This is a genomic window from Porticoccus sp. GXU_MW_L64, from assembly GCF_052983295.1.
The window spans coordinates 1-24,694 of record NZ_JBRKJK010000022.1; the positions used below are offsets into that span (position 1 = coordinate 1).

Sequence of the window (24,694 nt, forward strand, 5' to 3'; positions counted from 1 at the left end):
AGACAAGGCATGAGGAGAGTGGTTTGGTTGCTCCAAATAAACGACGAATAACACAGTATGGCGCCATTTCAGGCGCAACCCGAAGGGCTGGGCCCATTTTGACTCTCAGCGGTGTTGCCATTCGCTCATGTAGAGCGACTACACAGCACTCACGGCGCCTAGCTGAGAGCCAAAATGGGCTCCAGCAGCAACAGCTCACTAATTGAGAACGCCCCCTAGTGATTGTTGCTGGCCGGGCTGCCGGGTTGTCATAACCGGAGTCCGGTTTTTTGTGTTCATTGTAAAAGTATCGTCTGATGGAACTTTAAGTGCACTTTATTGCGTCTATTTAAGTTTTGGTTGTTTCAGGCAGCCTTCTTTTCTAGTTTGCAGGCGCCGCGCACAGAGCGGTGACGAAAAGGAGACAGCAATGAATATTTTTCAGAAAGCAATTCGACGATGTTTGGCGGCAGCGGCTGGTGTGTTGTTGTGCAGCCAGACTGCCCTGGCTGCGGGCTTGATGACACCCAAGTCCAGCAACCTGCCGCCTTTACAAATCAAACAGCACCACGTCAATGTGGTGATTGAAGATGGCTACGCCATCACTTCGGTAGAACAGGTGTTCTACAACCCCAACAGTGCCGAACTGGAGGCCATTTACTCATTCCCGGTGCCGGAAAAAGCCTCGGTGGGGGAGTTTACCTACTGGATTGATGGTGCTCCGGTAACCGGCGAAGTGCTGGAGAAAAAACAGGCCCGCGACCTCTACGAGCGTGAAAAATCCCAGGGCCGGGAAACGGCCATCACCGAGCAGGACGAATATCGCACCTTCGACAGTTCGGTGTATCCGGTGCGCGCCAATCAGGACGTGAAGATTCGCCTGGTCTACATCCAGCCGGTGCATGTGGATCACAGCATTGGCCGCTATGTGTATCCGCTGGAAGAAGGCGGTGTGGATGAGCAGAAGTTGGCGTTCTGGAATTACAGCGACGAAGTGAGTGAAGCCTTTAGCTTCAACTTGAAGTTGCGTTCCTCCTATCCCATCGATACCTTGCGCCTGCCCAAACACCCGCAAGCGGTGGCTACCAGCAGCTCACCGCAGCAATGGCAGGTGGCTCTGACCAACAGCAGCGCCAGCAGTGCGTCAGTGGATGAAGAGGCGACAACCACCGTTGTTCCTCAGGTCGTTCAGCGTTTGGATACGGATATTGTGGTCTATTGGCGTCACCAAAAGGGCCTGCCCGGTAGTATCGATATGGTGGCTCACAAGCCGGATGCCAGTGGCCGTGGCACCTTTATGATGACAGTAACCCCCGGCGATGATCTGGCCCGCATCGAACAGGGGCGCGACTGGGTGTTTGTACTGGATTTGTCCGGTTCCATGCAGGGCAAATACAGCAGCCTGGTGGAAGGGGTGAACAAAGGGCTGCAACAGCTCAACCCCAGCGACCGCTTTAAAATCGTACTGTTTAATAACAGCGCTCGGGAGTTGACCCCCGGTTATGTGATGGCAACGCCACAGGATGTCAGCCACTTCACACAGCAGTTGGCCAACACCCCCGCCAGCGGCGGCACTAACCTGTACGCTGGTTTGCAGAAGGGTATGCGCGGTCTGGATGCGGACCGCCCCAGTGCTCTGGTTCTGGTCACTGACGGTGTGGCCAATGTGGGCGTAACCGAGAAAAAGCGGTTTCTCAAACTGTTGGAACAGCAGGATGTGCGACTGTTTACCTTTGTGATGGGCAACAGCGCCAATCGCCCCTTGCTGGATGGCATGACCAAAGTGTCCAACGGTTTTGCCATGAGCGTATCCAACAGCGACGACATTGTCGGTCAGTTGAAACTGGCCACCGAAAAGCTCACCCACCAGGCATTCCACGATATTGACGTACATATTAAGGGTGTCAAAGTGGAAGATATGGAGCCCGCCCGCCTTGGCTCTTTGTATCGCGGCCAGCAGTTGATTGTGTTTGGTCACTACCGTGGCGATGGCGTTGCAGACGTGACCATCTCCGGCAAGGTGTCTGGCCAGCCCAAGGCGTACAAAACCCGAATTACCTTCCCTGAAACAGCCGAATTGCACCCGGAAATTGAACGATTGTGGGCCTACGCCGCCATCGAGGGCCTGCAAGACCAGATCGATTACCTGGGGGAAGACAGCGACAGCAAACAGGCCATTGTGGATATCGCCCGTGAGTACGGCCTGGTGACCAACTACACCTCCATGGTGGTGGTGCGCGACGAAGTGTTTCAGCAGCAGGGCATAGAACGCCGCAACCACCAGCGCGTGCAGCAGGAACACCGTGCCCGCCAACAGCGTGCGGCCGCTCCGGTTCGCGACAACCGCGCCGATTCCCAACAGCCGGCGTTTCAGCAGCCCAGAGCGACCCCGCGCAAAGGCGGCGGTGGCGGTTCGTTTGGATTGTGGATGTTGGTGTTGTTGCCGGTGTTATTGCTATTCAGAAGAAAGGAGTTGACCAAATAACGACCTGCTTTCGTCATCCTGAGGGGCACAGCGACGAGGGATCGGAAACGTTATTTGCAAGCAGATCCTTCGCTGTGCTCAGGATGACGTCTTATAGCGTTGGCTATTGGCGTCGGTATTTTTCAAACAAACCAAAGTGCCACTGCCTCACCGCGATAACCGCGGTGGTGCCGTGGCGTTCATCCAGCGGCAAGGCCAGATCAGCCTTGCTCAATTCGTTAAACTCACTGGCCAACTTGCGCATACGCTTTTGAAATTGCAGGCTGGAGGCCGCCGACAGGGTGCCGTTGAGCACAATAAACTGCTCGTCATCCCGGGCGAAGTTGGAGTTAAAAAATTCCCGCTCCACGGAATTCTGGAAAAACTGCTGTATCGGGCCGTTGGTCTGCCAGCGGAAGTTGGGGGCTACCCGCAGTTTGATACGGTTGCCGGGCAGCAGCTCAATCACCCCCAGGCGATCCAGCGCCGCCAGCTTGCTCACGCACTGGGGCTCGGTGATGTTGTAATAGCTGATAATCTCGGCGAATTGCCACTGGTTGAGTACGCAACTGGTGACCAGCAACATAATCGGGTCTGACACCAATTCCTGTTCCTGCTCTATGGTGAGCTGGCTCAGTGTGGGCTGCTGGGCTTCGGCAGCCACACTCAGCCCGGTAATGGTAATGCCCAGCCAGCTGCACAGCCTGTCCAGGCGCTTTAAAGACAGGTCGCCAGAGGTAAATATGCGCTTTACGCTGGATTCGGAAAGGCCCAATAATTGCGCCACGTCCCGATAGGTTTTGCCCTGTTGCTTAAGGGCTTTTTTCAGGGCGTTGATAAGGGAAGCAATTTCTGACATAAGGCGATATCCGTATAAAGGTATTACTATATAGTGCTTTTTGTCTGTATTTGAAGACTTTTTACAATAAAGTTGTTTTTCAAGATGCTGCCGCTACAGTTTGTTCGCTCCGGATACAAATAAGGATTCACCCATGACCGCTTTACATCGAGTTACTGGCTTTCTGCCTTACATGGCGGTGGTATTTCTCAATGCCTTTGTTGATTTGGGCCACAAGATCATGGTGCAAAACACCGTATTCAAAATCTACGATGGCCCGGAGCAGGTGGTACTGACGGCTATCGTCAATTCGCTGATTCTGCTGCCCTATATTCTGTTGTTAACGCCCGCGGGGTTTCTTTCCGACAAGTTTGCCAAAACCCGGGTGCTGCAACTTTCCGCTGCGGCTGCGGTGGTCATCACTCTGTTGATTACTCTGTGCTATTACATGGGCTGGTTCTGGCCCGCCTTTGGCCTGACTTTTTTACTGGCGGTACAGAGCACTTTTTATTCCCCGGCCAAATATGGCTATATCAAAGAGCTGGTGGGCAAGGCCCAGCTGGGGCGCGGCAACGGCGCGGTACAGGCACTGACCATTATCGGCATTCTCGGCGGCACCATTTTCTTTTCCGTGCTGTTCGACAGTCGCCTGGGCGACAGGCTGTTTGCCAGTGAAGGCGATATTTTGCGCCTGATCGCGCCCCTGGGCTGGGCGCTGGTGGGCTTGTCGATCTTTGAATACGTATTGTGCCTGCGCCTGCCGGTGAAAGAGCGGGGGGATGCCAGCATGGAATTTGACTGGCGGGACTACCGCCGGGGCGTGGCCCTGAAAGAGACCATGGCCACAATGACCCAGCGCCGGGTGATCTGGCGTTCCATCATCGGACTGGCGGTTTTCTGGAGCATCGGCCAGGTGCTGGTGGCGTCGTTTCCGGCCTTTGCCAAGGCGGAAATGGGTATCGACAAGACCGCTCTGATCCAGGGGGCGGTGGCCTGTTCCGGCATCGGCATTATGCTCGGCTCGATGATCGCCGGGCGCGCCTCCCGCTCCTATATCGAAACTGGCACTTTGCCTGTTGGCGCGCTGATTATGGCCATTACCCTGCTGCGCATTCCGGGGTTGGAGACCATCACCGATGCCATGATCAATTTTGTGGTGCTCGGTATCGGTGGCGGCTTTGTGGTGGTGCCGCTCAATGCGTTGATTCAGTTCCACGCGGGCAAGCACGAGCTGGGCCGCATTCTGGCGGGCAGCAACTGGGTGCAGAACATCGGCATGTTGTTGGTGTTGGTGATCACCGGGTTGATTTCCTGGGCCGGGGCCGGCACCAAAAGCCTGTTTTATCTGGTGGCACTGGTGGCTTGTGCCGGGGTGGTGTGGACCCTGTGTAAACTGCCCCAGGCGTTTGCCCGTTACGTGGCGGCGCTGATTATTGGTCGCCGTTACAAATTGCGTGTGCAAGGGCTTACTAACTTGCCAGGGCGCGGTGGTGTCCTGTTACTGGGCAATCATATCAGCTGGATCGACTGGGCCATTGTGCAGATTGCCTCGCCGCGGCCAGTGCGCTTTGTGATGTATAAAGACTTTTATCAGCGCTGGTACCTGAGGTGGTTTCTGGATTTGATGGGGGCAATTCCCATCGGTGGCCGCACCACCAAAAGCGCCATGGTGCGTATCAATGAATTACTCAATCAAGGGGAGGTGGTGTGCCTGTTCCCGGAGGGGGTGATCAGTCGCACCGGCAACCTGGCGGAATTCCAGCGCGGTTTTGAAACCGCTGCCGCCGATGCCAATGCGGTGATTGTGCCGTTTTATCTGCGCGGTCTGTGGGGCAGCCGTTTTTCCCGCTCCAGCGACCGTCTTGCTGCCATGACCGGTCGCGGCCTGGTACGCGATATCATGGTGGCTTTTGGCGACCCACTGCCCAGTGATACCAGTGCCGAGGCGTTGAAGTCCAAGGTGTTTGACCTGTCCATCCATTCCTGGGATGCCTACACCCAATCCCTGTGTTCTCTGCCGGAGTCATGGATTGATACGGTAAAGCGCAACGGCTCGGAAATGTGCGCCGCCGACTCCACCGGCGACAGCCTGTCCAACTATCGCATGTTGGCCGCCGCTGCCGCATTTGCCCGCCGCATTAAAGCCCAGGCCAAAGAACAGAATGTGGGCTTTCTGCTGCCCTCTGCCAGCGCTGCGGCTATTTCCAATATGGCAGCGTTGCTGCTGGGTAAAACCCTGGTCAACATCAATTTCACCTCGCCGGTGGCGGCACAGCAGGCGGCGCTGCGAAAAGCGGGGGTCAAAACCGTTTACAGCTCGAAAAAATTTGTCGCCAAACTGCGCAGTAAAGGCGTGGATGTGGATGCTGTACTGCAGGATGTGCAGGTGCACTACCTGGAAGACCTGAAAGCGCAGATTCCCAGGCGGGAGTTTGCCGGTTGGCTGCTGTTGGTGCGCCTGACGCCAGCCTGGTTGCTGAAGCGCCTGCTGTGTGTGCGCAAAGCGGTGGACGAACCGGCGGCCATTCTGTTTTCCAGTGGCAGCGAAGGCACGCCCAAGGGCGTGGTGCTGAGCCATCGCAATATCCTCACCAACGTCAAGCAGATGACCGAAGTGCTGAACGTGGAGGAGGGCGATGTGATTATGGGCACCCTGCCGCCGTTCCATGCTTTTGGTTTGTCTGTTACCCAATTCCTGCCATTGATTGAGGGCCTGCCGGTGGTGTTTCACCCGGACCCTACGGATGCGGTCAATATTGGCAAGGCCGTGGCCCGCTATCGCGCTACCATTTTCTGCGGCACCGCCACTTTCCTGCGGCTTTATACCCGCAACAGCCGGGTGAATCCGTTGATGTTGGAATCCCTGCGATTGGTCGTGGCCGGGGCGGAAAAGCTCAGCCCGGATGTGCGCGAAGCCTTCAAGCTGAAATTCAATAAAGAGGTGTACGAGGGTTACGGTGCCACCGAAACCTCGCCAGTGGCCAGCGTCAATGTGCCCGACCGCCTCGACCCCAACGATTTCCGCGTGCAATTGGGCAGCAAGCCCGGTTCTGTGGGCCTGCCGTTGCCGGGTACCAGTTTTCGGGTGGTTGACCCGGATACCCTGGAACCACTGCCCACCGGTGATCAGGGGTTGATTCTTGTTGGTGGCGGCCAGGTAATGACCGGTTACCTGGACGACCCAGAGAAAACCGCAGAAGTGATTGTCGAGCGGGATGGCATTCGCTGGTACAAAACCGGCGACAAGGGTTGTATCGACAGCGATGGCTTCCTCACTATCGTCGACCGCTATTCCCGCTTTGCCAAATTGGGTGGCGAAATGGTCAGCCTGAGTGTGGTGGAGCAAACCGTGCGCGAGGCACTGGGGCAGCCAGAACTGGAACTGGTGGCGGTAAATTTGCCGGATGCCAAAAAAGGTGAGCGGGTGGTGTTACTGGTGGCCAGCGACAGTGGCAGTGATGGTATTCGCCAGACGCTGGTGGATGCCGGTAGCAATCCGTTATTGATCCCCACAGCGGTTTACCCGGTGGCAGAAGTGCCCAAGCTGGGCTCTGGGAAAACCGATTTTGCCGCGTCCAAGGCGCTGGCGCGACAACTGGAGGCGAAGTGAATCATTGCGTTGTTTTGCTACATGGCCTGGGCCGCACCAGTCGCAGCATGGTGACAATGGAAAAAGCATTGCACCGGGCGGGTTATGACACGGTTAATCAGAGCTATCCATCCCGCCAGCACGCCATCGAATTTCTGGCTCAACATACGGTTGATGATGCGCTGGCCCAATGCCCGGTGAATGCCAGGGTGCATTTTGTTACCCATTCACTGGGCGGTATTCTGGTGCGCCAGTATTTACAGCACAACACTATTGCCCGGCTGGGCAGAACAGTGATGCTGGCGCCGCCCAACCGCGGCAGTGAGGTGGTGGACAGGTTGTCAAAACTGCCGGGCTTTAAGCTGGCCAATGGCGATGCCGGAATGCAGTTGGGTACCACGACTGCCAGTGTGCCCCGGCAACTGGGTGAAGTGAATTTTAACGTTGGCATAATTGCCGGTACCCGCACGGTAAACCCCGTTCTCTCCGCCATGCTGCCCAACCCGGACGACGGCAAAGTGTCGGTGGCCAGCACGCGCGTGCAAGGGATGAGTGATCACATCCAGTTGCCGGTGACCCACACCTTTATGATGCGCAACCGCCGGGTGATTGCCCAAACCATACATTATCTGCAGCGGGGGCAATTTGTTCACTGAATGCCGCCCTGAGTGCGGCGCCTGCTGTATCGCGCCCTCCATTAACAATCCCATTCCCGGGATGCCCAATGGCAAGCCTGCGGGTGTGGTTTGTGTGAACCTCGACCCGGTGGATTATCACTGTCGAATTTGGGGTACAGCAGATTACCCGGATGTGTGCCGACAATTTGCGCCGGCGGCTTATGTATGTGGCAGTGACCGCCAGCAGGCGATTCTTTTGCTGGGTGAGTTGGAGAGGGCGACCCGTTAGGAGTACCTCAACAGGCCAATGGGCGGGGCGCTAACGGTTAGCTACCATGCTCCGGTGAAACCTGACACCACCACCGCCATGGCCCAACTGGTTGCGCAAATACGCCAGGCCATTCCTTTTGAAACGCCCACGGAAAAACTCTGTGATAATCAGTGTCGTGGCTGTGCCAAAAAACTGCTTGAGTTTTTGGATATGGAGCTGGGTGACTGGGAGCACCGTCTGGAATCCGGTGAGCAACCCAGTTTTGGGGATATTGATCAACTGGCGCGACGGGGCAGCAAAATTCACCGCGCTTTGCAGCGTATGCAGCTGGTGAAGCCGTAGGATGCCATCCTGAGGACTCCCAAATCCACCGTCATCCTGAGCGAAGCGAAGGATCTTGGCGTTACCTCAAATCTTGCGACTTAACGCCGCAAACACTGTAGTAAAGGCTGGTTCCAGAAACTTTTTCAAGCCCGTTTCGGCAAAGTCGATAAACAGTGGCGTGTGTTTTAGTTGTTCTTTGATTTCCGTGTTGGAGATCAGCGATACCTGCAAACCGTCAATCAACTGAATGGCCGCCTCTAGTTTGAAACCCACCGCACCACCGGCAAATTTGCCTTTCTGGGGGCGGCTGCGAATTACCACACGGTCAATACCATAGTCGCTCATCAGCTTGCCAAAGGTGCGCTGGAAGGCCCGCAGCTGTTCCTGGTCGTCGGCATTGCGAATTTGCAGGCGCTGTTGGCGCAGGTCGGGGATGGTAAACAGGTCGCCGTTCTTTACCAGTGGGCAGATCAATACTTCGTTGCTTTTGATCTCGATGCCGCAGGCTTTAATATCGTTGGTCATGGCTTTTCCGGTGTATGAAACTGTGGCGCGATATTACCAGATTGGCGATTGCCTTGGTGACGTTACCGTGGCAGGCTTGCCCACTGTTTTAAACCTGAATCCGTGACTCCAGAGTGGATGCAGAGCGTAAGATATTGGTTTCACAGTGGAATTAAAAAATCTTAGCTTCACCCATCGGTTAAGTGAGCATTTTTTAAACCGCTGTGGAATCAAGAGCTTATGCTATGCGCCGCTCTGGAGTCACGGATTCAGGTTAAATATAACGTCAAGTAACTGGATGTAGCACTATGGCTGACCAAGCAAACCCCGACACCACCGGCCCTCAAGAGCAGGCGGCCCAATCTGGCGCACAGCAGCGGAAAGTCAACTTTCCCGAGCTGTTAAATTTGTGCAATGGCCTGTTGGCCAATCTGTTTTATAAATTACCGAAACCCAAGGCCAAAGAGCTGTTTCTGGAAGTAAAAAAGGGCGGCAGTCCGGTACTGGGGGATATTACCGTTGGTGAGCACACCAAGCTCAAGCTCAAACTGACACTGGATTACAGCGAATTTGTCGGCCCCGGTTTTAACTTTGATATCTTCCGCACTGCCTTGAAGGGGTTGCTGGAGCGTATCAATACCACTCTGCGGCTCAAGGCGGACCTGGGTTTGCGCGCTAACCAGCAAGGTGGCGTAATGGTTGGTTTTGCCGGCACGGTGCGCAAAGGCGACCAGTTCAACGTACTGATGATGGTGGTGGATATGGGGTCGCCTGGTGAAATTAACCTGCGGCTGATTTTTGTTGAACCCAGTCAGTTTGATGATCAGTCGTAGTTCCGGATATTGCGTGTTAGGTGTCCTGCAAAGTAAGTTGAGTGTGTGGCTCTGAAGCCATAATCCTATTGAGCCCACATTGTGTCACAGGACATAAATCTGGGGTGGCTTGCCGTGCACGCAGCAAGTACATCCATGTATGCTCGAGGCCAGCGTCCCTGCTGGCCACGGTCACAGCAAGCCACCCCAGATTCACGTCTTCAAGTTTGTGTGACAGCGACAATCTGGCAATAAAAAGGGCCGATGCAGTTTGCTTGCATCGGCCCTTTTTTGTGGTGGCAGCAGGTTTATTTGCTGATGCCTTCCACATCCAGGGTCATGTACACATGGTCGGCGCCGGGCCCCATGGAGTTCATGCCAAAATCTTCCAGCTTCAGGGCGACTGTGCCGCGGAAACCCGCGTGCAGGCCACTGCCCCAGGGGGATTTGCCAGAGCCGATGTGTTCTACGTCAATGGTGATTTCTTTGGTGACACCGCGCAGGGTCAGGTTGCCTTTCAGTTCGCCTTTGCCTTCGCCTTTGTCGGTAAATGAGGTGCTGGCAAAGGTGGCTTTCGGGTATTTGGCCACGTTCAGGTAATCACTGCTGCGCAGGTGCTTGTCGCGCTCGGCGTGCATGCTGTCGATGCTGGCTACGTCAATTTCCACGTTGACGGACGAGGCATTGGGGTTGTTTTCATCGTAATTGAAACTGCCGTCAAACTTGTTGAAGCGCCCGCTTAACCAGCTAAAACCGAGGTGCTTGATCTGGAACTGAACAAAGGCGTGGGCGCCTTTAACGTCAAACTGATATTCCCGCGCCATTGTGGGGGTGGCAACCAGGGTGGCAACCAGGGCCAGCCCAGCGGTGAGTGTGCGCAATCTGTTCATTGTTGATCTCCTTTGGAAAAAGTCATGCGTTTGAGGGTGTTGTCTTTGTCAATAAAGTGATGCTTCAGTGCGGCCATGGCGTGCAACGCCACCAGCACAATTAATGCCCAGGCAAGAATTTCGTGAACTTGGCCAGCGATGTCTTCCTGGCCGTCGATATCGCTCACAGTGGCGGGAACTGCAAACCAATTGAACACTTCGATGGCGCGGCCATCGGCGGTGGATATCAGATAGCCGCTGACCATGATGGCGGCCATCAACAGGTAGAGAATAATGTGCGCCCAGTGCGCCAGACGGCGCTCAAGTTTGTTGCCCTGGGGGTGAGGCTTTGCGTTCGCCCAACGCCACAGCAAGCGGGCGATCAGCAGGGCGAAAAGCAGGATGCCAACACTTTTGTGAATATGGGGAAGAAGACGATACAGCCGGTCGTAGTAGCCCAGCTCCATCATATACAGGCCGAGCCCGAACAGCCCGACCACACCCAATGCCATTACCCAGTGCAACAGCTTGGCCACCAATCCGTAGCGGTGGTTGGTGTTGTGTAAGGCGGCGTTGGGCATGTTTTGCTTTCAGTGTGTTAACTGGCGGCAAAATTATAGTAAATGGCAGCTACTGGATTGCAGAATAACGAATCTTTACATATGGGCACCTCTAAAAATCCAGAGGCGCCTGAGCCTTATCCCACTTCGATCACTTCCGTCCAGCCAAAGCGGTCTTCGAGATGGCCGTATTGGATGCCGGTAAGCTGGTCGTAAATACGCTTGGCCACTGGCCCGGTCTGATTGTTGTTGATCAGGTATTCCCTGTCGCCCATACCGAATTTGCCCACCGGTGCAATCACCGCAGCGGTGCCGCAGCCGAATACTTCGCTAATGGCACCGGACTGGATATCTGCCAATACCTCGTTAATATCAATTTGTTGTTCGACGATGTCGTACCCCAAGTCAGCGGCCAGCTCGATCACCGAGTAACGGGTAATGCCGGGCAGGATGCTGCCTGTCAGCTTGGGGGTGATGATTTTGTTGCCGTACACGAACATGATGTTCATGGCGCCTACTTCTTCCACGTAGCGGCCTTCAATAGCATCCAGCCACAGCACCTGTGAGTAGCCCTTGCTGCTGGCTTGCTGGCCCACAAACAGGCTGGCGGCGTAGTTGCCGCCGGTTTTGGCGTCGCCCACACCGCCTTTTACCGCGCGCCGGTAACTGTCGGAAATGTATACGCCTACCGGATTAAAGCCTTCTTTAAAATAGGGGCCCACTGGCCCGCCAATCACAAAGTGCAGGTAGCGGTTGCTGGGCATCACACCCAGAGCATTTTGGGTGGCGATCAAGCTGGGGCGAATGTAGTAGGAAGACCCGGGTTCCGACGGCACCCAGCGATGATCCAGTTTGATCAGCTCGCGGATGGATTCCAGAAACATGTCCTCGTCAACCGGCGCCATGGCCATGCGCACAGCGGAGCGGTAAAAACGTGCGGCATTGTCGCCGGCGCGAAACAGATTGATGTTGCCATCTGGACGCCGGTAGGCTTTCAAACCCTCGAAAATTTCCTGGGCGTAGTGCAGTACGGCGCAGGACGGGTCCAGGGTGAATGGCCCGTAGGGGCCAATGGTGGCATCGTGCCAGGCGCCATCGCGGTATTCCTGGGTGAACATGTGGTCGGAAAATACGCCGCCAAAGCCCAATTCCTGAGGAATGGTTTTGCGTTGTTGGTCGCTCAGTGGGCGGATGGTGATTGCCATGGGGTCTCCGTTGCAGTGCCGGTCAAACAGGCCGGCAATTATAGATGAGCTTGCTGTATTTGTTCCTGACATTTTTCCTAAAAAAGCCATGCATTTGCTGTCTTTATCTGGCTGGGGCACCGGTTGCTGTGTAAATGGGCTTTATTTGCCGGTCTATCGTTGTAGAATCTTGGTTCCAAATAGGGCCTGTTACGGAGCGCAATACATGATCAGTTGTTCACTGTTTGAAGATATTGGGGTTTGCCTGCTGGAGCTTGGGGAGCATATTTCTGAAAAAAACATGCACACCGCCCGCGACCAGATTAACGAGTACCTGACCAGCCACCCGGATCTCAACGGTCTGGTGGTGCACGCGGAATTCTTTCCCTGGTGGTCGGAGTTTGCCGAACAGATTGGCCAGCTCAGCTTGAACGGCAACCGCCACCAAACCCTGGTGCGAGTGGCCATATGCTGTGATGTGGAAGTGGAGGGCATTTTGCCAGCCATAGGCCAGCATTTCTTTGCTGCCGAGGTGAAGGTGTTTAAGGAAGATGCGGTGTCCGAAGCATTGCACTGGGCGCAAGGTCAGTAGCGCCCGTTCCTGCAAGAGAGTATCCTGCGCGCCCATCACTGACACCACACCGGGTTGAACCATGAGCAGCTTTAACTGGCAGGATATTTTTACCACGGTAGCCACCCTGTTTTTTATTATGTCGCCACTGGGTGCGGTGCCGGTGGTGTTGTCTCTGCTGAAGCGCTTTGACGACAGTGCCAAGCGCCGCATTATTATCCGTGAGTTGGTGTTTGCTCTGATTATTCTGGTGAGCACCCTGTGGGCGGGCAACGCCTTCCTCAGCTTTCTGGGGTTAGAGCAGCCCACCCTGAGTATATCCGGTGGCATCCTGCTGTTTATTATTGCCCTGCGTATGGTATTTCCAAAGCCCAACGCCGAGGCGGAAAGTGCCGTCGAGGAACCCTTTCTTGTGCCTTTGGCCATGCCCATGCTGGCAGGGCCATCCGCCATTGCCGTGTTATTGCTGTTGAGTACCAACGAGCCGGATCGCATCTGGGAGTGGACCACTGCCCTGGTGATCGCCTGGACGACGGTTGGTGTGATTCTGCTGGCTTCCCCCCTGTTGCTGAAAGTTCTTGGCAACAAAGGGTTGCGAGCGATGGAGCGGCTGATGGGAATGCTGCTGATTATGCTGTCTATTCAAATGCTGCTGAATGGTATTTCGCAATATCTGGAAAGCCTGCCCGGTTAAAAGGGTTTTACCACCACCATTACTACAATGCCGATCAATAACAACACCGGCGCTTCGTTAAACCAGCGGAAGAAAATGTGGCTGCGGTGGCAGTTGTCCTTCTGGAATTGCTTGAGAAAATAAAAGCAGGCGCCGTGGTAGGCCAGTAAGCCGCCTACCATGGCGAGTTTGGCGTGTATCCACCCCTGGCTCATGTAGGCCGGAATTGCCATCAGCAGCAACATTCCCAACACCACCGACGCAATCATGGATGGCGTGGCAATGCCCCGGTACAGCTTGCGTTCCATCACTTTAAAGCGCTCGCGACCCACAGAGTCCTCGGCAGCGGCGTGGTACACAAATAGTCGCGGCAGGTAAAAAAGCGCCGCCATCCAGCACACCACGGCGACGATATGGAAGGCTTTGAGCCAGAGGTAATGTTCGGTTAGCCAGGTCATTGTCGTTGCTCTGTTTGATTTGTGCGTTCTGAAACATCTCGCAGGCATGGGGTGATATTGCTGTGACTCGTCGTGAACCCATCCGTGGGGACTCGAGGCCAGCTTCCCTGCTGGCCACGGTCACAGCAACACCACCCCATACCTGCTTACGTGTTACTGCCCTTTATTGGTAGTACCCTTCAATCTGTTCTTTGGTCAGCACACCCTGTACTTCCGATTGCAGTGGCGTCAACCGCGCCCGGCTGATGTACACCGCCTGTATGTTTTCCTGGCGCATTAACTGCAGCGCCTCCTGCAGTGTGGCGCGGGCGTGAATGGGCTTCAATTGCCGGTGCTCGCCGGGTATCTCGCGCAAATGAATATCGCTGTCTTCTTCCCACAGGGTAGCGTTGTGTTCCTCCAGAAAGTGGGCGAGGTCGGCGGGCCGGAGTAACAGCTTGGGCTCGCCCACATCCTCTACCACCAGGCACTCCGGTTTGTCTGCCAGTATTTCACGGGCCTGGTCACGGGTAATCACATAACTGCAGGTTTGGTACTGGCGACACATCAGACTGGTGACACCGGCGCGGCTGAGCATTTGGTACACCGGGGAGGAAAATCGCTTGAGATCGCGGCCACCGAGAAAGATACCCGGCTGGCCCGACAGCAGGCGCGCGGTCAATGTGGCCACCATAATGGCCAGCATCGCGGGCATAACAATGCCCGGGGTGTAGGTGAGCTCCAGTACCGCCAACAATGCTGCCAGTGGCGCGTTGAGTACCGCCGCCATCATTGCGCCCATACCCACCATGGCGTACAGGCCCACGGCAGAACTTTGCTGTGGCATTAACAGCCCGGCAACAATGCCCAGCGCCCCGCCCAGACAGGCACCGGAAACCAGCGCCGGGGAAATAATGCCGCCGGGCAATCCCATGCTGACAATGGATGAAGCCACCAGCAGTTTGGTAACGCCAATGGCAATAAGCATTCCCAGCCCCAGTTGCCCCAACAGGGCGTTGCCAATGGTGTCGTAGCCCAGCCCCAAAAGCGGCGGCAGGGCGACGCCCGCTGTGCCGGCAATCAGGGCCGCTGCCAGTGCCCGCAGCAAAATGGGGCGTTGCTCAAAACGCAGCCCCAGCAAATGAAAACGCAGTACACCGGCGGCCACCACGCCAATCAACAGACCGCACACCATAATGTATGGCAGCTCCAACAGGCTGCCCAGCTCCATGGCCGGCACCAGAAAGGCGGGGTCATCACCGTAGAAAACCCGCGACACCACCGTGCCGCAAACGGCGGCCAGAATGATGGGCATAAACCCGGCGATGGTGTACTCCATCAGCACCACCTCCATCGCGAAGATCACCCCCGCCAGTGGCGTGTTGAAGGAGGCAGCAATGGCCGCCGCCACGCCGCAGCCGGCCAGTACTCGCAGATTGTTGTTGGGCAACTTCATCTGCCCGCCAAGGGCACTGCCACAGGCGGCCCCAAGGTGCACCGCCGGGCCTTCGCGTCCCACCGGTGCGCCACTGGACAGCAGCAATGATCCGCACACAAATTGCACCAGTGCGTTGCCACTGCGCAGGCGCCCCTGATGTTGATGAACCCGGTTTACCACGTGAGCAACCCCGGTTTTGCGGCGGTGGGGTTTGATAAAGTGGAGGATGGTTCCCACCAGTAAAATGCCGCAAAAAGGCATCAAAAAATGGCTGGCACTGGAGAGCGCTTCAAATGCCTCAGTACCACTGCTGTCCAGCAGAAAACGCAATGGTGTTTCGAATGAAAGGCGAAACAGCACCGCCACCAGGCCGGTGAGCAAACCGCACAGACAGCCGAGAATGGCCATTTGCGGCAGTGCGTCGGTGTGGGCCAGGCGGTGACGAAAGTGATCGCCACGTCGACGTATGTGCTGCCAGCGGGAGGGCGGTGGATTGGCGGGAGAGTTTGGCATATCGCTTTTTGCTGGCTGTTTTCCTCTGTATTATAAGCGCCTGTTCGCACTTTGATACTGCTGGATATTGTGATGTCTGACCAGGATCGCCTGGTAGTTACCCCATACAATCCTCGCCGCTACCGCCAGAAATGGCTGCTGGCCGTTGCCGCTGTTATTGTCAGTTTGTTTATCGGTCTGTTGCTCGGCGGTCAGTGGTTTGACTGGCAGATGGCTGAAAAACGCCAGTTGGTCGATGAATACGCTGGCCTGCAACAGTCCCACGGCGAACTCACACAGGCATTGGCCAGTGCAGAGCTCAACTCTCAGGTGGATAGTGCCGCCCTGGAAACCGTGCGTGTGGAGTTGTCCCGGCTACAGGGAGAGTTGGCGGAGAGTCGCGAGCAATTGCGCCTTTATCGCAATCTGCTGCAAAAAGAAGGGGTCGCTACCGGTTTGATTATCAATGGTTTTGACCTCTATCGAACGGATGCCGGTGGGTTTGAATACCAGCTGATTGTGCAGCAGCGCGCCGGCAAGCTGAAGACCGTTAAGGTCACCGCCAGTGTTCAGGTGCTGGGAGCGATGGGCGAAGGCAGTAAAAAGCTTTCCCTGAAAGAACTGGACCCGGAACAGGATAAGGACACGCTGTCACTGGAGTTTCGCTACTTCACCATTCATCAGGGTGAACTGCAATTGCCGGAGGGCTTTGAGCCACAAAAGGTGGTGGTACAGGTATGGCTTGCGGGGCAGGCCAAGAAAAAAGTTGAGCAAGAATTCCAGTGGCGTCTGGAAACAAAATACGTAGAGGAGCAGCAACATGAAAAATAAAAAAACCGGCACCGCTCATTTCAATAACGGGGCCACTACACTGATTGCCGAAGGCACAGAAATCTCCGGCGAAGTTCGTTTTCACGGCAACCTGGAAATTGAAGGCCGGGTGATTGGCAACATCGTCGCGTTGGATGACGACAAGGCCCGTGTCAGGGTTTTGCAGAGTGGCCAGGTTCAGGGTGAAATTCAAGCGCCTTCGGTGGTGGTCAATGGCCTGGTGGAAGGTGACCTGAAAGTCAGCCAGCAACTGGAGCTGGCGGCGCGGGCGATGGTGGAGGGCAATGTGCACTACCGGGTCATCGAGGTGGAGAAAGGCGCTCAGGTCAATGGCAACTTTATTCGCCTTAACGAAGCTGCGGAGCCGTCATCTGAAAAACCGGAGCGTCATTCAGACCGTGCGTCAGCGGCGGTAGAAGTGTAAAATTCGGAAAAGAGCCGTTGATTGGCAGCGACTGAGTTGTAAATTACATTGTTATGTCTGAAATAGAGTCTTTTGTACCACCCACCCTGTTGGTTACTGAAAACGCCGTGAGCAAAGTAAAGAACCTTGTGGCGGAAGAAGGTAACGATGCCCTTAAGCTGCGGGTTTTTGTAACCGGGGGCGGCTGTTCCGGCTTCCAGTACGGGTTTTCCTTTGATGACGATGTGGCGGAAGACGACACCCTGGTTGAGCAGAGTGGCATCTCTGTGCTGGTTGACCCGCTCAGTTATCAGTACCTGGTGGGTGCCACGGTGGACTATGAGGAAGGTCTGGCGGGTTCTCGCTTTTTGGTTACCAATCCCAATGCCAGTACCACCTGTGGCTGTGGTGCCTCGTTCTCTCTCTGACCGGATCGGGCTATGAAAAATGTTCTGCTGATATGGCTGGCTTTGCTTGTTGCGCCCCTGGTGATAGCGCAGGCATCGGATGATGGGGCAGAAATCATTGACGAAGCCACAGAAAAACCCATCCCGCCAGGTTATATCGCCCGCCTGGAACTCAACAAGCCCGAAGAAGTGGAGGCGACCCTGAAACGGGTGGAAGAAATTTACCTCACCGGTCAACTGGACAGTCGTGAACCGCCAGTAACCTTTATTCTCCATGGTCCTGAAGCGGTGATTTTCCTCGAAGAAAATTACCCGATGTACAGCAAATTGGTGGATTTGGCAGAGAAACTCACGGAAGAAAAAGTGGTGGATATCCGTGTTTGCCGCAACCGTTTGCGTATCGAGGGGGCGAGGAAAAAACCGCTGCAGTCGTTTGTGGGTACCGTGCGTTTTGGCCCCCGGGAAGAACGCCGCCTGCATCGGGCCGAAGGCTACGAGTACTTCTCTGTAGATAGCGGGTCTGAAAATAAAGAGTCTGCCGTTAGCCAGTGAGTGCAGGCCACACTTTTGACGAAGACCCTCTCCCAGTCAGTAATGGCTTTCTGATTACCCGCGCCAGCAGCGATGTAGCTGGCCGCGCCCAGGTGCAACTCTGGGTTGCCACCGATTCCGGACCCGCCTTGCTGCGATGCCATGATCAGCAGCCACTTTTCTTTATATCGAATACCGACCGCGAACGTGCTCAGGCTGCCTTGCAGCGACAGAGCCTGGATATGCGGGTTAGCCCTCTCGACCTGAAAACCTTTCAACAGCAGCCGGTTTGCGCGGTTTATTGTCGCAGCTTGCAACAATTTTTTAACGCTCGCCGCGCTCTGCAACAACAGGGTATGGAGCTGTTGGAGTCGGATTTCCGCCTTCAGGATCGTTTTCTGATGGAGCGGTTTATCTGCGGGGGATTGCGCTTTAGCGGTACGCCCGTGGCACGCGAGGGCTACACGGAATATCGCGACTGCAAGGTGAAAAGCGCCGCATACAAGCCAACCCTGAACGTACTGTCCCTGGATATCGAATGCGATATGGACGGCGAGCTGTTCTCCATTGCGCTTTACGGTGGTGCCGAAGAATCCGTATCGGAAGTGCTGATGATTGGCGAGCCGCAACCCTGCCCGGATACGCAGGTGCATTGGTACGCAGATGAAGTAACCCTGCTGCACGGATTGTTGCAACGCATTCAACAGATAGACCCGGACGTATTTATTGGCTGGAATTTGGTGAACTTCGATTTTCGCACCTTGCTGGCTCGGGCCGAACACTGCGGCGTGGCCTTCGCCATTGGTCGCGGTGGCGTATTACCCCGCTGGCGGGATGCCCGCGACAGCAACCAGGGGTATATTCATATTCCCGGCCGGGTGGCGCTGGATGGTATCGACGGCATGCGCTCGGCCACCTACCAGTTCGACAGTTTTGCCCTGGAAAATGTCGCCCGGGAATTGCTGGGGCGGGGCAAAAAAGCGAAAGACGTAGATGATCGTATGGCGGAAATTCGCCATAACTTCCATCACAACAAACCGGCGCTGGCGGCCTACAATCTGGAAGATACCCGCCTGGTGTGGGATATTTTCGAGCACACAAAACTGCTGGACTACCTGGTGTTGCGCACCCAGCTAACCGGGCTGGAATTGGATCGCAGTGGCGGCTCTGTAGCGGCTTTCACCAACCTCTATCTACCGCGCCTGCATCGCGCCGGTTATGTGGCGCCCAACCTGCCCGCCGATGGTGGCCTGGCCAGCCCTGGCGGGTATGTGATGAGCTCCCGGCCCGGCTTGTACAATCATGTTTTGGTGCTGGATTTCAAAAGCCTGTACCCGTCCATTATTCGCACTTTCAAGATTGACCCGCTGGGCCTGATTGAAGGGTTGCAAGCGCCGGACGAATCCATCGAAGGCTTTCGCGGTGGTCAGTTTCATCGCCACAAACACTTTCTGCCAGACATCATTACCAGCCTGTGGCAGCAGCGGGACCAGGCCAAAAAAGAGCACGATAAAGCTCGTTCCCAGGCCATTAAGATTTTGATGAATTCCTTTTACGGCGTGCTTGGCTCCGGTGGCTGCCGTTTTTACGATACTCGCCTGGCCAGCTCCATTACCCTGCGTGGCCACGACATTATGCAAACCACCGCCCGCTGGATTGAGGAAAAAGGTTACCAGGTGATTTATGGCGATACGGATTCTACCTTTGTGTGGCTGGAACACTGCACCAACAGCCAGCAGGCGGCGGCCATTGGCAACAAACTGGCGACATTTATTAATGAACGCTGGCAGCGGGAACTGGCCGAAAAATACAATCTGAAATGCTATCTGGAACTGGAATTTGAAACCCACTTCAGCCGCTTTTTAATGCCCACCATTCGTGGCTCCGAGGCGGGCAGTAAAAAACGCTACGCCGGGCTGGTAGAAACCAGTGATGGTGAAAAGTTGGTATTTAAGGGTTTGGAAACCGTGCGTACAGACTGGACAGAACTGGCCAAGCAATTTCAGGTGCAGCTGTTTGAAAAATTGTTTCACGATGCGGATCCGGTTGAACTGGTTAGAACCACCGTTGAAAACACCCTGCAAGGCAACTGTGATCCGCAACTGGTCTACCGCAAACGGCTGCGCCGCCGCCTGGATCAGTACCAGAAAAACGTACCACCCCACGTACGCGCCGCGCGCCTGGCGGACCAGCGGAATCAGGAATTGGGTAAATCGTTAAAGTATCAACGCAAGGGCTGGATTAGCTATGTGATTACCGTAAACGGCCCGGAGCCAGTGGAATATCAACAAAGCCCCATCGACTACCAACACTACATCGACCGCCAGCTAAAGCCTGTGGCGGAAGCAATACTGCCGTTTGTGGGGCTGGAGTTTGAGGAGATTGTCGGAGCGCAGATGGGGCTTTTATAAAGCTGCGAGCAGAATGGTAGAACGCCGTCATCCTGAGCGTAGCGAAGGACCTCTTTTTTAAATGCCTGGTGTTAATGAAAATTTTAATGTAGGTGGCATTTTTTTCGGGTGCTTGCTATAGACCTCGCCACGCCTCACTGCTCCTTTCTTGAGATAGAAGCCCGCAGTATCTGACAGAGAGATCCTTCGCTGTGCTCAGGATGACAAATTTGCTAGAACTGCCCGCAGCCCGAGGCTTTAGGCAAAATACACTCCACCTAGAATCACACCGCGGTTCGCCCCGGTCACCGCTGGTAAATTGCCCGGCAATTTTGCCAGTGTTTGTTGTGCCATCCATGCAAACGCTACGCACTCCACCTGCTTTGGGTCTACCCCCAGTACGGCGGTGGTGGCCAGTTGTGCCGGGTGTAGCAGGGCTTCCAGTCGGGCTGTGAGTTGGCCGTTAAAGGCGCCGCCGCCGCACAGATACACTTCGTTAACGGTGCCGCAGCTTTTTATGGCATCGGCTACTGTGCGGGCGGTAAATTCCAGCAGGGTGGCCTGTACATCCTGAGCGGGTAAATCTCGGTCCAGTTCGGCGACAGTTCGTTGCAGCCAGCTTAAGTTGAAGTCTTCCCGCCCGGTACTTTTGGGGGTGGCTTGCGTCAGGTAGGGGTGGGCCATAAAACGCTTCAAAAGCTCAAGCTGCACTTTGCCGCTGGCGGCCCACTGGCCGTTTTCATCATAGGCTTGCTGCAGGTTCAGCTGGCACCAATCGTCCATCACCATATTGGCGGGGCCGGTGTCGTAGCCGATGGCATCTTTTCCTGCGGGCAGCCAGGTGATGTTGGCAATGCCACCCAGGTTCACCACCGCGCGGTTGCGCTGAGGGTGGCGGAACAGAGCGTTGTGCAATGCCGGCGCCAGCGGTGCCCCGTGGCCGCCCGCAGCCATGTCGCGGCGACGAAAATCGGCAACGGTGGTAATACCGGTGTGGTGGGCGATGATGTTGGGGTCGCCAATTTGCAGGGTAAAGGGGTGTGCTTCGCCAGTGCCAGGTGGCCGGTGGCGCACAGTTTGGCCATGGCTGCCGATGGCGATTATCTGCTCTGGTTGTACACCGGCCTTGGCCAACAGTTGCTGGGCAGTGGCGGTAAACAGCTCGCCCACCTGTCGGTCTGTGTGGCCCAGCAGGTCTACATGGTCATCGCCGGGAGTTGACAGTGCCAGTATGTCCCTGCGCAGGGCGCTGGGGATGTCGCTTTCGAGGTGGGCGATAACGTTGGGTGTGCTGTTGCTCAAGTCCACCAGAACCGCGTCAACCGCATCGATACTGGTGCCGGACATCAGCCCCACAAACAGTTGTTCGGGCTCGGCGCTTGGGTTACTCATGGAGCCTTAGCCTTCGTTTTTGACGGGTTTGTCCAGCTGGGCCAATTGGCTTTTAGCGCTGTGCCTGGCCAGGCTAGCCATCAGAGGCTGGGTTTGAGCCAGGAAGTTGGCTTTGTGCTTGTCGGCAATGGGTTTGGCCTGGGGTAGTTTGACGGTGCGCGGGTTGCGGTGTACCCCGTTCACCAAAAATTCGTAGTGCAGGTGCGGGCCGGTGGCCAGCCCGGTCATCCCAACAGTACCGATGGTTTGCCCCTGGCGAACACTCTGGCCTTTTTTGACTTTGCGTTTGTGCAGGTGCAGGTATTTGGTGCTGTAGGTTTGGCCGTGTTGAATCACGACGTAGTTACCATTGGCGTGGGTGTAGCCGGATGTAATCACTTTGCCATCTCCGGCGGCATAGACCGGAGTGCCTGTTTTGGCGGCGTAATCGATGCCGCGATGGGGTTTGATTTTTTTGGTTATCGGGTGCAGGCGGCGCATATTAAAGCCGGAGCTGACCCGGGCAAAGTTGACCGGGGTGCGCAGGAAAGCCTTGCGCATGCTCAGACCTTGCGGGGTGTAGTAGTTGGCGTGGCCGCTGGCGTCTTCAAAACGTACCGCTTGAAAGGTTTTGCCCTGGTTGGTGAATTCGGCGGCGAGGATGCTGCCGTTGCCGATTTTGTCGCCGTTGAGGAATTTTTCTTCGTAGAGCACCATAAAGTGATCGCCCTTGCGAATGTCTAACGCGAAGTCAATGTCCCAGCCGAAGATGCCCGCCAGCTCCATAATCAGGTCGTGAGGAATGCCCACGCTGTCGGCGGCCACAAACAGGGAGCTGGTGATTTGTGCTTCCCGGTAGGTGGCGATGGTTTGGGGCTCCAGCACAATGTGCTCGGCGTTGTATTTGCCATCCTGTTGTTTGAATTCCCAGGATTCCAGCTGTGATATCTGATAACGCAAGGTGTCCAGTTCGCCGCTGTCGCTTAAGCCAAAGGTAAGGGTTTCACCGGGCATGATGCGTTTGAGTTTTTTGGCGTTGGCGTCGGAGCTGACAAAGCGATGCACGTCGCGGGGGCCCAAGGAGGCGCGTTTGAACAGGGTGCTGAGATTGTCACCGGATTTCACCACAATCTCTTTCCATTGCAATTGTGGCGTGGCTGGTAGCTCCGGTTCTGGCAATTGTTCGGGCACAGCGGGCAGTTGAGTCTGAAAGTCGCTGATGGCGATAGCAGTGTTTTCTTCTGCCTTGGTCGCTTGCCGTTTGGCGGCAGCCGGTTCGCTGGGCAGTAGTGTCAGGCACAGGGAAATCGTTACGGCAACCCCTGCCGCCGCCAGCAAATGTGTGCGCGGCAAAGTCTTGCTGAATAGCCTGCTCCACAGGCTGCTTTGCCTGGGGCTGGTCATTGGTTTCGGTGAGGTTGCTGATTTCATGGCGGCTTTTATAACAGAATCCGGGACTTGCATAAAGAAGTGAAGTCAATTTGTGAGGTAATGCAGATCATGATAAGGCCGATCTGTGATCTTGTTTTTGTTGTCGGATAGGGTAAGGTGGCGGCCTTGATTTTATTGATCTTTTGATAATTTGTGAGTGTTGCCATGACCATGACCGGCGCGGAGCTGATCGCCGATTTACGAGCCCGTGGGCTGATTGCCCAGATGACAGCGGATAAAGAGCTGGAAGACCATCTGGATCAATCGCGTACTCTCTATTGTGGTTTCGACCCTACCGCCGACAGTCTTCATATTGGTAGCTTGGTGCCATTGCTGACTTTGACGCGCTTTCAACAGGCTGGCCACAGGCCCATCGCCCTGGTTGGAGGTGCTACCGGGTTGGTGGGCGACCCCAGTGGCAAGTCGCAGGAGCGCAACCTCAATACGCCGGATGTGGTGGCGAGCTGGGTAGAGAAACTGCGCGCCCAGGTGAGTGCATTTGTCGACTTTGACTGTGGTGACAATTCAGCATTGGTGGCCAATAACCTGGATTGGTCGGGCGGTGTTAACGTGCTGGACTTCCTGCGGGATATCGGCAAACACTTTGCCGTTAACCAGATGGTGAAAAAGGAGTCGGTAAAACAGCGTATTGAGCGGGAAGGTGAGGGTATCTCCTTTACTGAATTCAGCTACATGATCCTGCAATCCTGGGATTTTGCTGAGCTGAATAAACTTCACAACTGCACCCTGCAAATTGGCGGCAGCGATCAGTGGGGCAATATTACCGGTGGTACGGATCTAACCCGGCGCCTCAATGGTGAGGATGTGTTTGGTCTGACCCTGCCGTTGGTAACCAAGTCAGACGGCAGCAAGTTTGGCAAAACCGCGTCTGGCACCATTTGGCTCGATCCGAAAAAAACCTCTCCCTATGCCTTTTACCAGTTCTGGATGAATGTGGCGGATGAGGATGTGTTCAGGTTTCTGCGCTACTTTACGTTTATTCCCGTACAGCAGATCAGTGATTGGGAGCAATCCGGTGATCGCTGTCAGAAAGTGTTGGCTGATGAAGTGACCAGGCTGGTTCACGGTGAAGAAGGCCTGTTGGCGGCGCAAAGGATAACCGCTGCTCTGTTTGGCGGCTCTACTCAGGTATTGACGGAGGACGACCTCTGTCAGCTGCGTTTGGATGGTTTGCCCAGTAGTCATATACAGGTAGAGGATTTAACAAAGCCGCTAACGGCGATTCTGTCTGAGCACGGCGTTGGGCAGGGAAAGCAAATCAAAGACGCGCTGGGCAGACAGGCTGTGTTGATCAATGAGCAGGCAGTCGGAATGAATCAGAATATGTCTGCGGCCGAGTTACTGGCTAAGGAGAATGCCAGATGCGGGCGCTTTTTTCTGATCAAGCTGGGCAAGAAGAAATATCATTTGCTTGAATGGGCGTAGCATTTGCCGGTGATGTGCAAAACCCCTGGCCTTTGGCCGGGGGTTTTGCGTTTTATCGGCACTAAAAATCAACGAATTAGGGCAGTATTTGGTTGCGATTTAACCAGAGTGAGAAAAGAAGTCGTTTTGTGGTTGACATGGGCTTTTTGGGCGCTATTATGCGCGTCCCTCGCCGGGGAGGTCATGTAGTTTTGCAGGCTGCTTTTGGTTGAGGTTTGTTGTTGGTTAAGTTTTTGATTTTGTTTGTGTTTGGCGTGTTTTG

The 24,694-nt window shown here is 55.3% G+C and carries 24 protein-coding genes; 14 read left to right on the forward strand and 10 right to left on the reverse strand.

Features of this window, described 5'->3' with window-relative positions; all coding sequences use genetic code 11:
- The first annotated feature begins 409 nt into the window (after positions 1 to 409).
- Positions 410 to 2,464 carry a VIT and vWA domain-containing protein gene (locus ACVBEJ_RS13725; RefSeq protein WP_447130206.1) on the forward strand — a complete coding sequence of 685 codons (2,055 nt, stop codon included), beginning with the start codon at positions 410 to 412 and terminating at the stop codon, positions 2,462 to 2,464.
- A gap of 103 nt (positions 2,465 to 2,567) precedes the next feature.
- On the opposite strand, the gene ACVBEJ_RS13730 is transcribed toward ACVBEJ_RS13725, so the two are convergent.
- Positions 2,568 to 3,302, reverse strand: coding sequence for a helix-turn-helix domain-containing protein (locus tag ACVBEJ_RS13730; RefSeq protein ID WP_447130207.1), 735 nt, complete (start codon positions 3,300 to 3,302; stop codon positions 2,568 to 2,570).
- Positions 3,303 to 3,435: 133 nt separating this feature from the next.
- Here ACVBEJ_RS13730 and ACVBEJ_RS13735 point away from each other — a divergent pair, with 133 nt between their 5' ends.
- The 4 genes from ACVBEJ_RS13735 to ACVBEJ_RS13750 are packed head-to-tail and all read left to right on the forward strand — an operon-like array spanning position 3,436 to position 8,100.
- Positions 3,436 to 6,891 (forward strand): acyl-[ACP]--phospholipid O-acyltransferase, encoded by a 3,456-nt coding sequence (locus ACVBEJ_RS13735; protein ID WP_447130208.1) that lies wholly within the window; start codon positions 3,436 to 3,438, stop codon positions 6,889 to 6,891.
- Positions 6,888 to 7,526 (forward strand): esterase/lipase family protein, encoded by a 639-nt coding sequence (locus ACVBEJ_RS13740; protein ID WP_447130209.1) that lies wholly within the window; start codon positions 6,888 to 6,890, stop codon positions 7,524 to 7,526. Before ACVBEJ_RS13735 ends, ACVBEJ_RS13740 begins: the two co-directional genes overlap by 4 nt.
- Positions 7,516 to 7,776: a YkgJ family cysteine cluster protein gene (locus ACVBEJ_RS13745; RefSeq protein WP_447130210.1), complete on the forward strand. Its 261-nt coding sequence runs from the start codon at positions 7,516 to 7,518 to the stop codon at positions 7,774 to 7,776. The genes ACVBEJ_RS13740 and ACVBEJ_RS13745 overlap by 11 nt, the downstream gene beginning before the upstream one ends.
- Before the next feature lie 54 nt (positions 7,777 to 7,830).
- A complete protein-coding gene (locus tag ACVBEJ_RS13750; RefSeq protein WP_447130211.1) occupies positions 7,831 to 8,100 on the forward strand; it encodes a hypothetical protein in 270 nt (89 codons plus the stop codon).
- A 66-nt stretch (positions 8,101 to 8,166) separates the two neighbouring features.
- Here the strand turns inward: ACVBEJ_RS13750 and ACVBEJ_RS13755 are convergent, their stop codons facing one another.
- The gene (locus ACVBEJ_RS13755) at positions 8,167 to 8,607 is read right to left on the reverse strand and encodes a DUF3010 family protein (protein ID WP_447130212.1); all 441 of its coding nucleotides are present in this window, start codon (positions 8,605 to 8,607) and stop codon (positions 8,167 to 8,169) included.
- A gap of 287 nt (positions 8,608 to 8,894) precedes the next feature.
- Between ACVBEJ_RS13755 and ACVBEJ_RS13760 the strand changes: the two genes are divergently transcribed.
- Positions 8,895 to 9,419, forward strand: a complete 525-nt coding sequence (locus ACVBEJ_RS13760) for a hypothetical protein (protein WP_447130213.1) — start codon at positions 8,895 to 8,897, stop codon at positions 9,417 to 9,419.
- A gap of 287 nt (positions 9,420 to 9,706) precedes the next feature.
- On the opposite strand, the gene ACVBEJ_RS13765 is transcribed toward ACVBEJ_RS13760, so the two are convergent.
- The 3 genes from ACVBEJ_RS13765 to ACVBEJ_RS13775 form a co-directional block, all read right to left on the reverse strand.
- Complete coding sequence (locus ACVBEJ_RS13765; RefSeq protein ID WP_447130214.1) at positions 9,707 to 10,288, reverse strand: YceI family protein; 582 nt, start codon at positions 10,286 to 10,288, stop codon at positions 9,707 to 9,709.
- A complete protein-coding gene (locus ACVBEJ_RS13770) occupies positions 10,285 to 10,848 on the reverse strand; it encodes a cytochrome b (RefSeq protein WP_447130215.1) in 564 nt (187 codons plus the stop codon). The genes ACVBEJ_RS13765 and ACVBEJ_RS13770 overlap by 4 nt, the downstream gene beginning before the upstream one ends.
- Before the next feature lie 116 nt (positions 10,849 to 10,964).
- Positions 10,965 to 12,032 carry a branched-chain amino acid aminotransferase gene (locus ACVBEJ_RS13775; RefSeq protein WP_447130216.1) on the reverse strand — a complete coding sequence of 356 codons (1,068 nt, stop codon included), beginning with the start codon at positions 12,030 to 12,032 and terminating at the stop codon, positions 10,965 to 10,967.
- A gap of 205 nt (positions 12,033 to 12,237) precedes the next feature.
- On the opposite strand from ACVBEJ_RS13775, the gene ACVBEJ_RS13780 reads away from it, so the two are divergent.
- Together ACVBEJ_RS13780 and ACVBEJ_RS13785 are read left to right on the forward strand one after the other, a co-directional pair.
- The gene (locus ACVBEJ_RS13780) at positions 12,238 to 12,603 is read left to right on the forward strand and encodes an STAS/SEC14 domain-containing protein (RefSeq protein ID WP_447130217.1); all 366 of its coding nucleotides are present in this window, start codon (positions 12,238 to 12,240) and stop codon (positions 12,601 to 12,603) included.
- A 61-nt stretch (positions 12,604 to 12,664) separates the two neighbouring features.
- Positions 12,665 to 13,276, forward strand: a complete 612-nt coding sequence (locus tag ACVBEJ_RS13785; protein ID WP_447130218.1) for a MarC family protein — start codon at positions 12,665 to 12,667, stop codon at positions 13,274 to 13,276.
- Here the strand turns inward: ACVBEJ_RS13785 and hemJ are convergent.
- Positions 13,273 to 13,713, reverse strand: coding sequence for a protoporphyrinogen oxidase HemJ (gene hemJ, locus ACVBEJ_RS13790; protein WP_447130219.1), 441 nt, complete (start codon positions 13,711 to 13,713; stop codon positions 13,273 to 13,275). The genes ACVBEJ_RS13785 and hemJ overlap by 4 nt on opposite strands.
- 163 nt (positions 13,714 to 13,876) lie before the next feature.
- A complete protein-coding gene (locus ACVBEJ_RS13795; protein ID WP_447130220.1) occupies positions 13,877 to 15,643 on the reverse strand; it encodes a chloride channel protein in 1,767 nt (588 codons plus the stop codon).
- Between the two features lie 72 nt (positions 15,644 to 15,715).
- Here ACVBEJ_RS13795 and ACVBEJ_RS13800 point away from each other — a divergent pair, with 72 nt between their 5' ends.
- The 5 genes from ACVBEJ_RS13800 to ACVBEJ_RS13820 are packed head-to-tail and all read left to right on the forward strand — an operon-like array spanning position 15,716 to position 20,205.
- Positions 15,716 to 16,453 carry a DUF6776 family protein gene (locus tag ACVBEJ_RS13800; protein ID WP_447130221.1) on the forward strand — a complete coding sequence of 246 codons (738 nt, stop codon included), beginning with the start codon at positions 15,716 to 15,718 and terminating at the stop codon, positions 16,451 to 16,453.
- Complete coding sequence (locus ACVBEJ_RS13805; protein ID WP_447130222.1) at positions 16,443 to 16,877, forward strand: bactofilin family protein; 435 nt, start codon at positions 16,443 to 16,445, stop codon at positions 16,875 to 16,877. Before ACVBEJ_RS13800 ends, ACVBEJ_RS13805 begins: the two co-directional genes overlap by 11 nt.
- A gap of 53 nt (positions 16,878 to 16,930) precedes the next feature.
- Positions 16,931 to 17,284 (forward strand): iron-sulfur cluster insertion protein ErpA, encoded by a 354-nt coding sequence (gene erpA, locus ACVBEJ_RS13810; RefSeq protein WP_447130223.1) that lies wholly within the window; start codon positions 16,931 to 16,933, stop codon positions 17,282 to 17,284.
- Between the two features lie 12 nt (positions 17,285 to 17,296).
- The gene (locus tag ACVBEJ_RS13815) at positions 17,297 to 17,815 is read left to right on the forward strand and encodes a hypothetical protein (protein WP_447130224.1); all 519 of its coding nucleotides are present in this window, start codon (positions 17,297 to 17,299) and stop codon (positions 17,813 to 17,815) included.
- Positions 17,812 to 20,205 (forward strand): DNA polymerase II, encoded by a 2,394-nt coding sequence (locus ACVBEJ_RS13820; protein ID WP_447130225.1) that lies wholly within the window; start codon positions 17,812 to 17,814, stop codon positions 20,203 to 20,205. Before ACVBEJ_RS13815 ends, ACVBEJ_RS13820 begins: the two co-directional genes overlap by 4 nt.
- Before the next feature lie 237 nt (positions 20,206 to 20,442).
- On the opposite strand, the gene ACVBEJ_RS13825 is transcribed toward ACVBEJ_RS13820, so the two are convergent.
- Together ACVBEJ_RS13825 and ACVBEJ_RS13830 are read right to left on the reverse strand one after the other, a co-directional pair.
- Positions 20,443 to 21,576, reverse strand: coding sequence for an anhydro-N-acetylmuramic acid kinase (locus ACVBEJ_RS13825; RefSeq protein WP_447130226.1), 1,134 nt, complete (start codon positions 21,574 to 21,576; stop codon positions 20,443 to 20,445).
- 6 nt (positions 21,577 to 21,582) lie between these two features.
- Positions 21,583 to 22,986 carry a peptidoglycan DD-metalloendopeptidase family protein gene (locus ACVBEJ_RS13830; RefSeq protein ID WP_447130227.1) on the reverse strand — a complete coding sequence of 468 codons (1,404 nt, stop codon included), beginning with the start codon at positions 22,984 to 22,986 and terminating at the stop codon, positions 21,583 to 21,585.
- Positions 22,987 to 23,151: 165 nt separating this feature from the next.
- On the opposite strand from ACVBEJ_RS13830, the gene tyrS reads away from it, so the two are divergent.
- Positions 23,152 to 24,432 (forward strand): tyrosine--tRNA ligase, encoded by a 1,281-nt coding sequence (tyrS, locus tag ACVBEJ_RS13835; RefSeq protein WP_447130228.1) that lies wholly within the window; start codon positions 23,152 to 23,154, stop codon positions 24,430 to 24,432.
- A 68-nt stretch (positions 24,433 to 24,500) separates the two neighbouring features.
- On the opposite strand, the gene ACVBEJ_RS13840 is transcribed toward tyrS, so the two are convergent.
- Positions 24,501 to 24,694 (reverse strand): hypothetical protein (locus ACVBEJ_RS13840; protein ID WP_447130229.1); only part of this gene is annotated, 194 nt, incomplete at its 5' end.

Coding starts and splice junctions, on each gene's coding strand:
- ACVBEJ_RS13755 (WP_447130212.1), bottom strand. CDS start 8,607: ATGACCAACGATATTAAAGCCTGCGGCATCGAGATCAAAAGCAACGAA.
- tyrS (WP_447130228.1), top strand. CDS start 23,152: ATGACCATGACCGGCGCGGAGCTGATCGCCGATTTACGAGCCCGTGGG.
- ACVBEJ_RS13760 (WP_447130213.1), top strand. CDS start 8,895: ATGGCTGACCAAGCAAACCCCGACACCACCGGCCCTCAAGAGCAGGCG.
- ACVBEJ_RS13735 (WP_447130208.1), top strand. CDS start 3,436: ATGACCGCTTTACATCGAGTTACTGGCTTTCTGCCTTACATGGCGGTG.
- ACVBEJ_RS13815 (WP_447130224.1), top strand. CDS start 17,297: ATGAAAAATGTTCTGCTGATATGGCTGGCTTTGCTTGTTGCGCCCCTG.
- ACVBEJ_RS13770 (WP_447130215.1), bottom strand. CDS start 10,848: ATGCCCAACGCCGCCTTACACAACACCAACCACCGCTACGGATTGGTG.
- ACVBEJ_RS13775 (WP_447130216.1), bottom strand. CDS start 12,032: ATGGCAATCACCATCCGCCCACTGAGCGACCAACAACGCAAAACCATT.
- ACVBEJ_RS13825 (WP_447130226.1), bottom strand. CDS start 21,576: ATGAGTAACCCAAGCGCCGAGCCCGAACAACTGTTTGTGGGGCTGATG.
- ACVBEJ_RS13780 (WP_447130217.1), top strand. CDS start 12,238: ATGATCAGTTGTTCACTGTTTGAAGATATTGGGGTTTGCCTGCTGGAG.
- hemJ (WP_447130219.1), bottom strand. CDS start 13,713: ATGACCTGGCTAACCGAACATTACCTCTGGCTCAAAGCCTTCCATATC.
- ACVBEJ_RS13765 (WP_447130214.1), bottom strand. CDS start 10,288: ATGAACAGATTGCGCACACTCACCGCTGGGCTGGCCCTGGTTGCCACC.
- ACVBEJ_RS13730 (WP_447130207.1), bottom strand. CDS start 3,302: ATGTCAGAAATTGCTTCCCTTATCAACGCCCTGAAAAAAGCCCTTAAG.
- ACVBEJ_RS13785 (WP_447130218.1), top strand. CDS start 12,665: ATGAGCAGCTTTAACTGGCAGGATATTTTTACCACGGTAGCCACCCTG.
- ACVBEJ_RS13830 (WP_447130227.1), bottom strand. CDS start 22,986: ATGAAATCAGCAACCTCACCGAAACCAATGACCAGCCCCAGGCAAAGC.
- ACVBEJ_RS13725 (WP_447130206.1), top strand. CDS start 410: ATGAATATTTTTCAGAAAGCAATTCGACGATGTTTGGCGGCAGCGGCT.
- ACVBEJ_RS13800 (WP_447130221.1), top strand. CDS start 15,716: ATGTCTGACCAGGATCGCCTGGTAGTTACCCCATACAATCCTCGCCGC.
- ACVBEJ_RS13805 (WP_447130222.1), top strand. CDS start 16,443: ATGAAAAATAAAAAAACCGGCACCGCTCATTTCAATAACGGGGCCACT.
- erpA (WP_447130223.1), top strand. CDS start 16,931: ATGTCTGAAATAGAGTCTTTTGTACCACCCACCCTGTTGGTTACTGAA.
- ACVBEJ_RS13795 (WP_447130220.1), bottom strand. CDS start 15,643: ATGCCAAACTCTCCCGCCAATCCACCGCCCTCCCGCTGGCAGCACATA.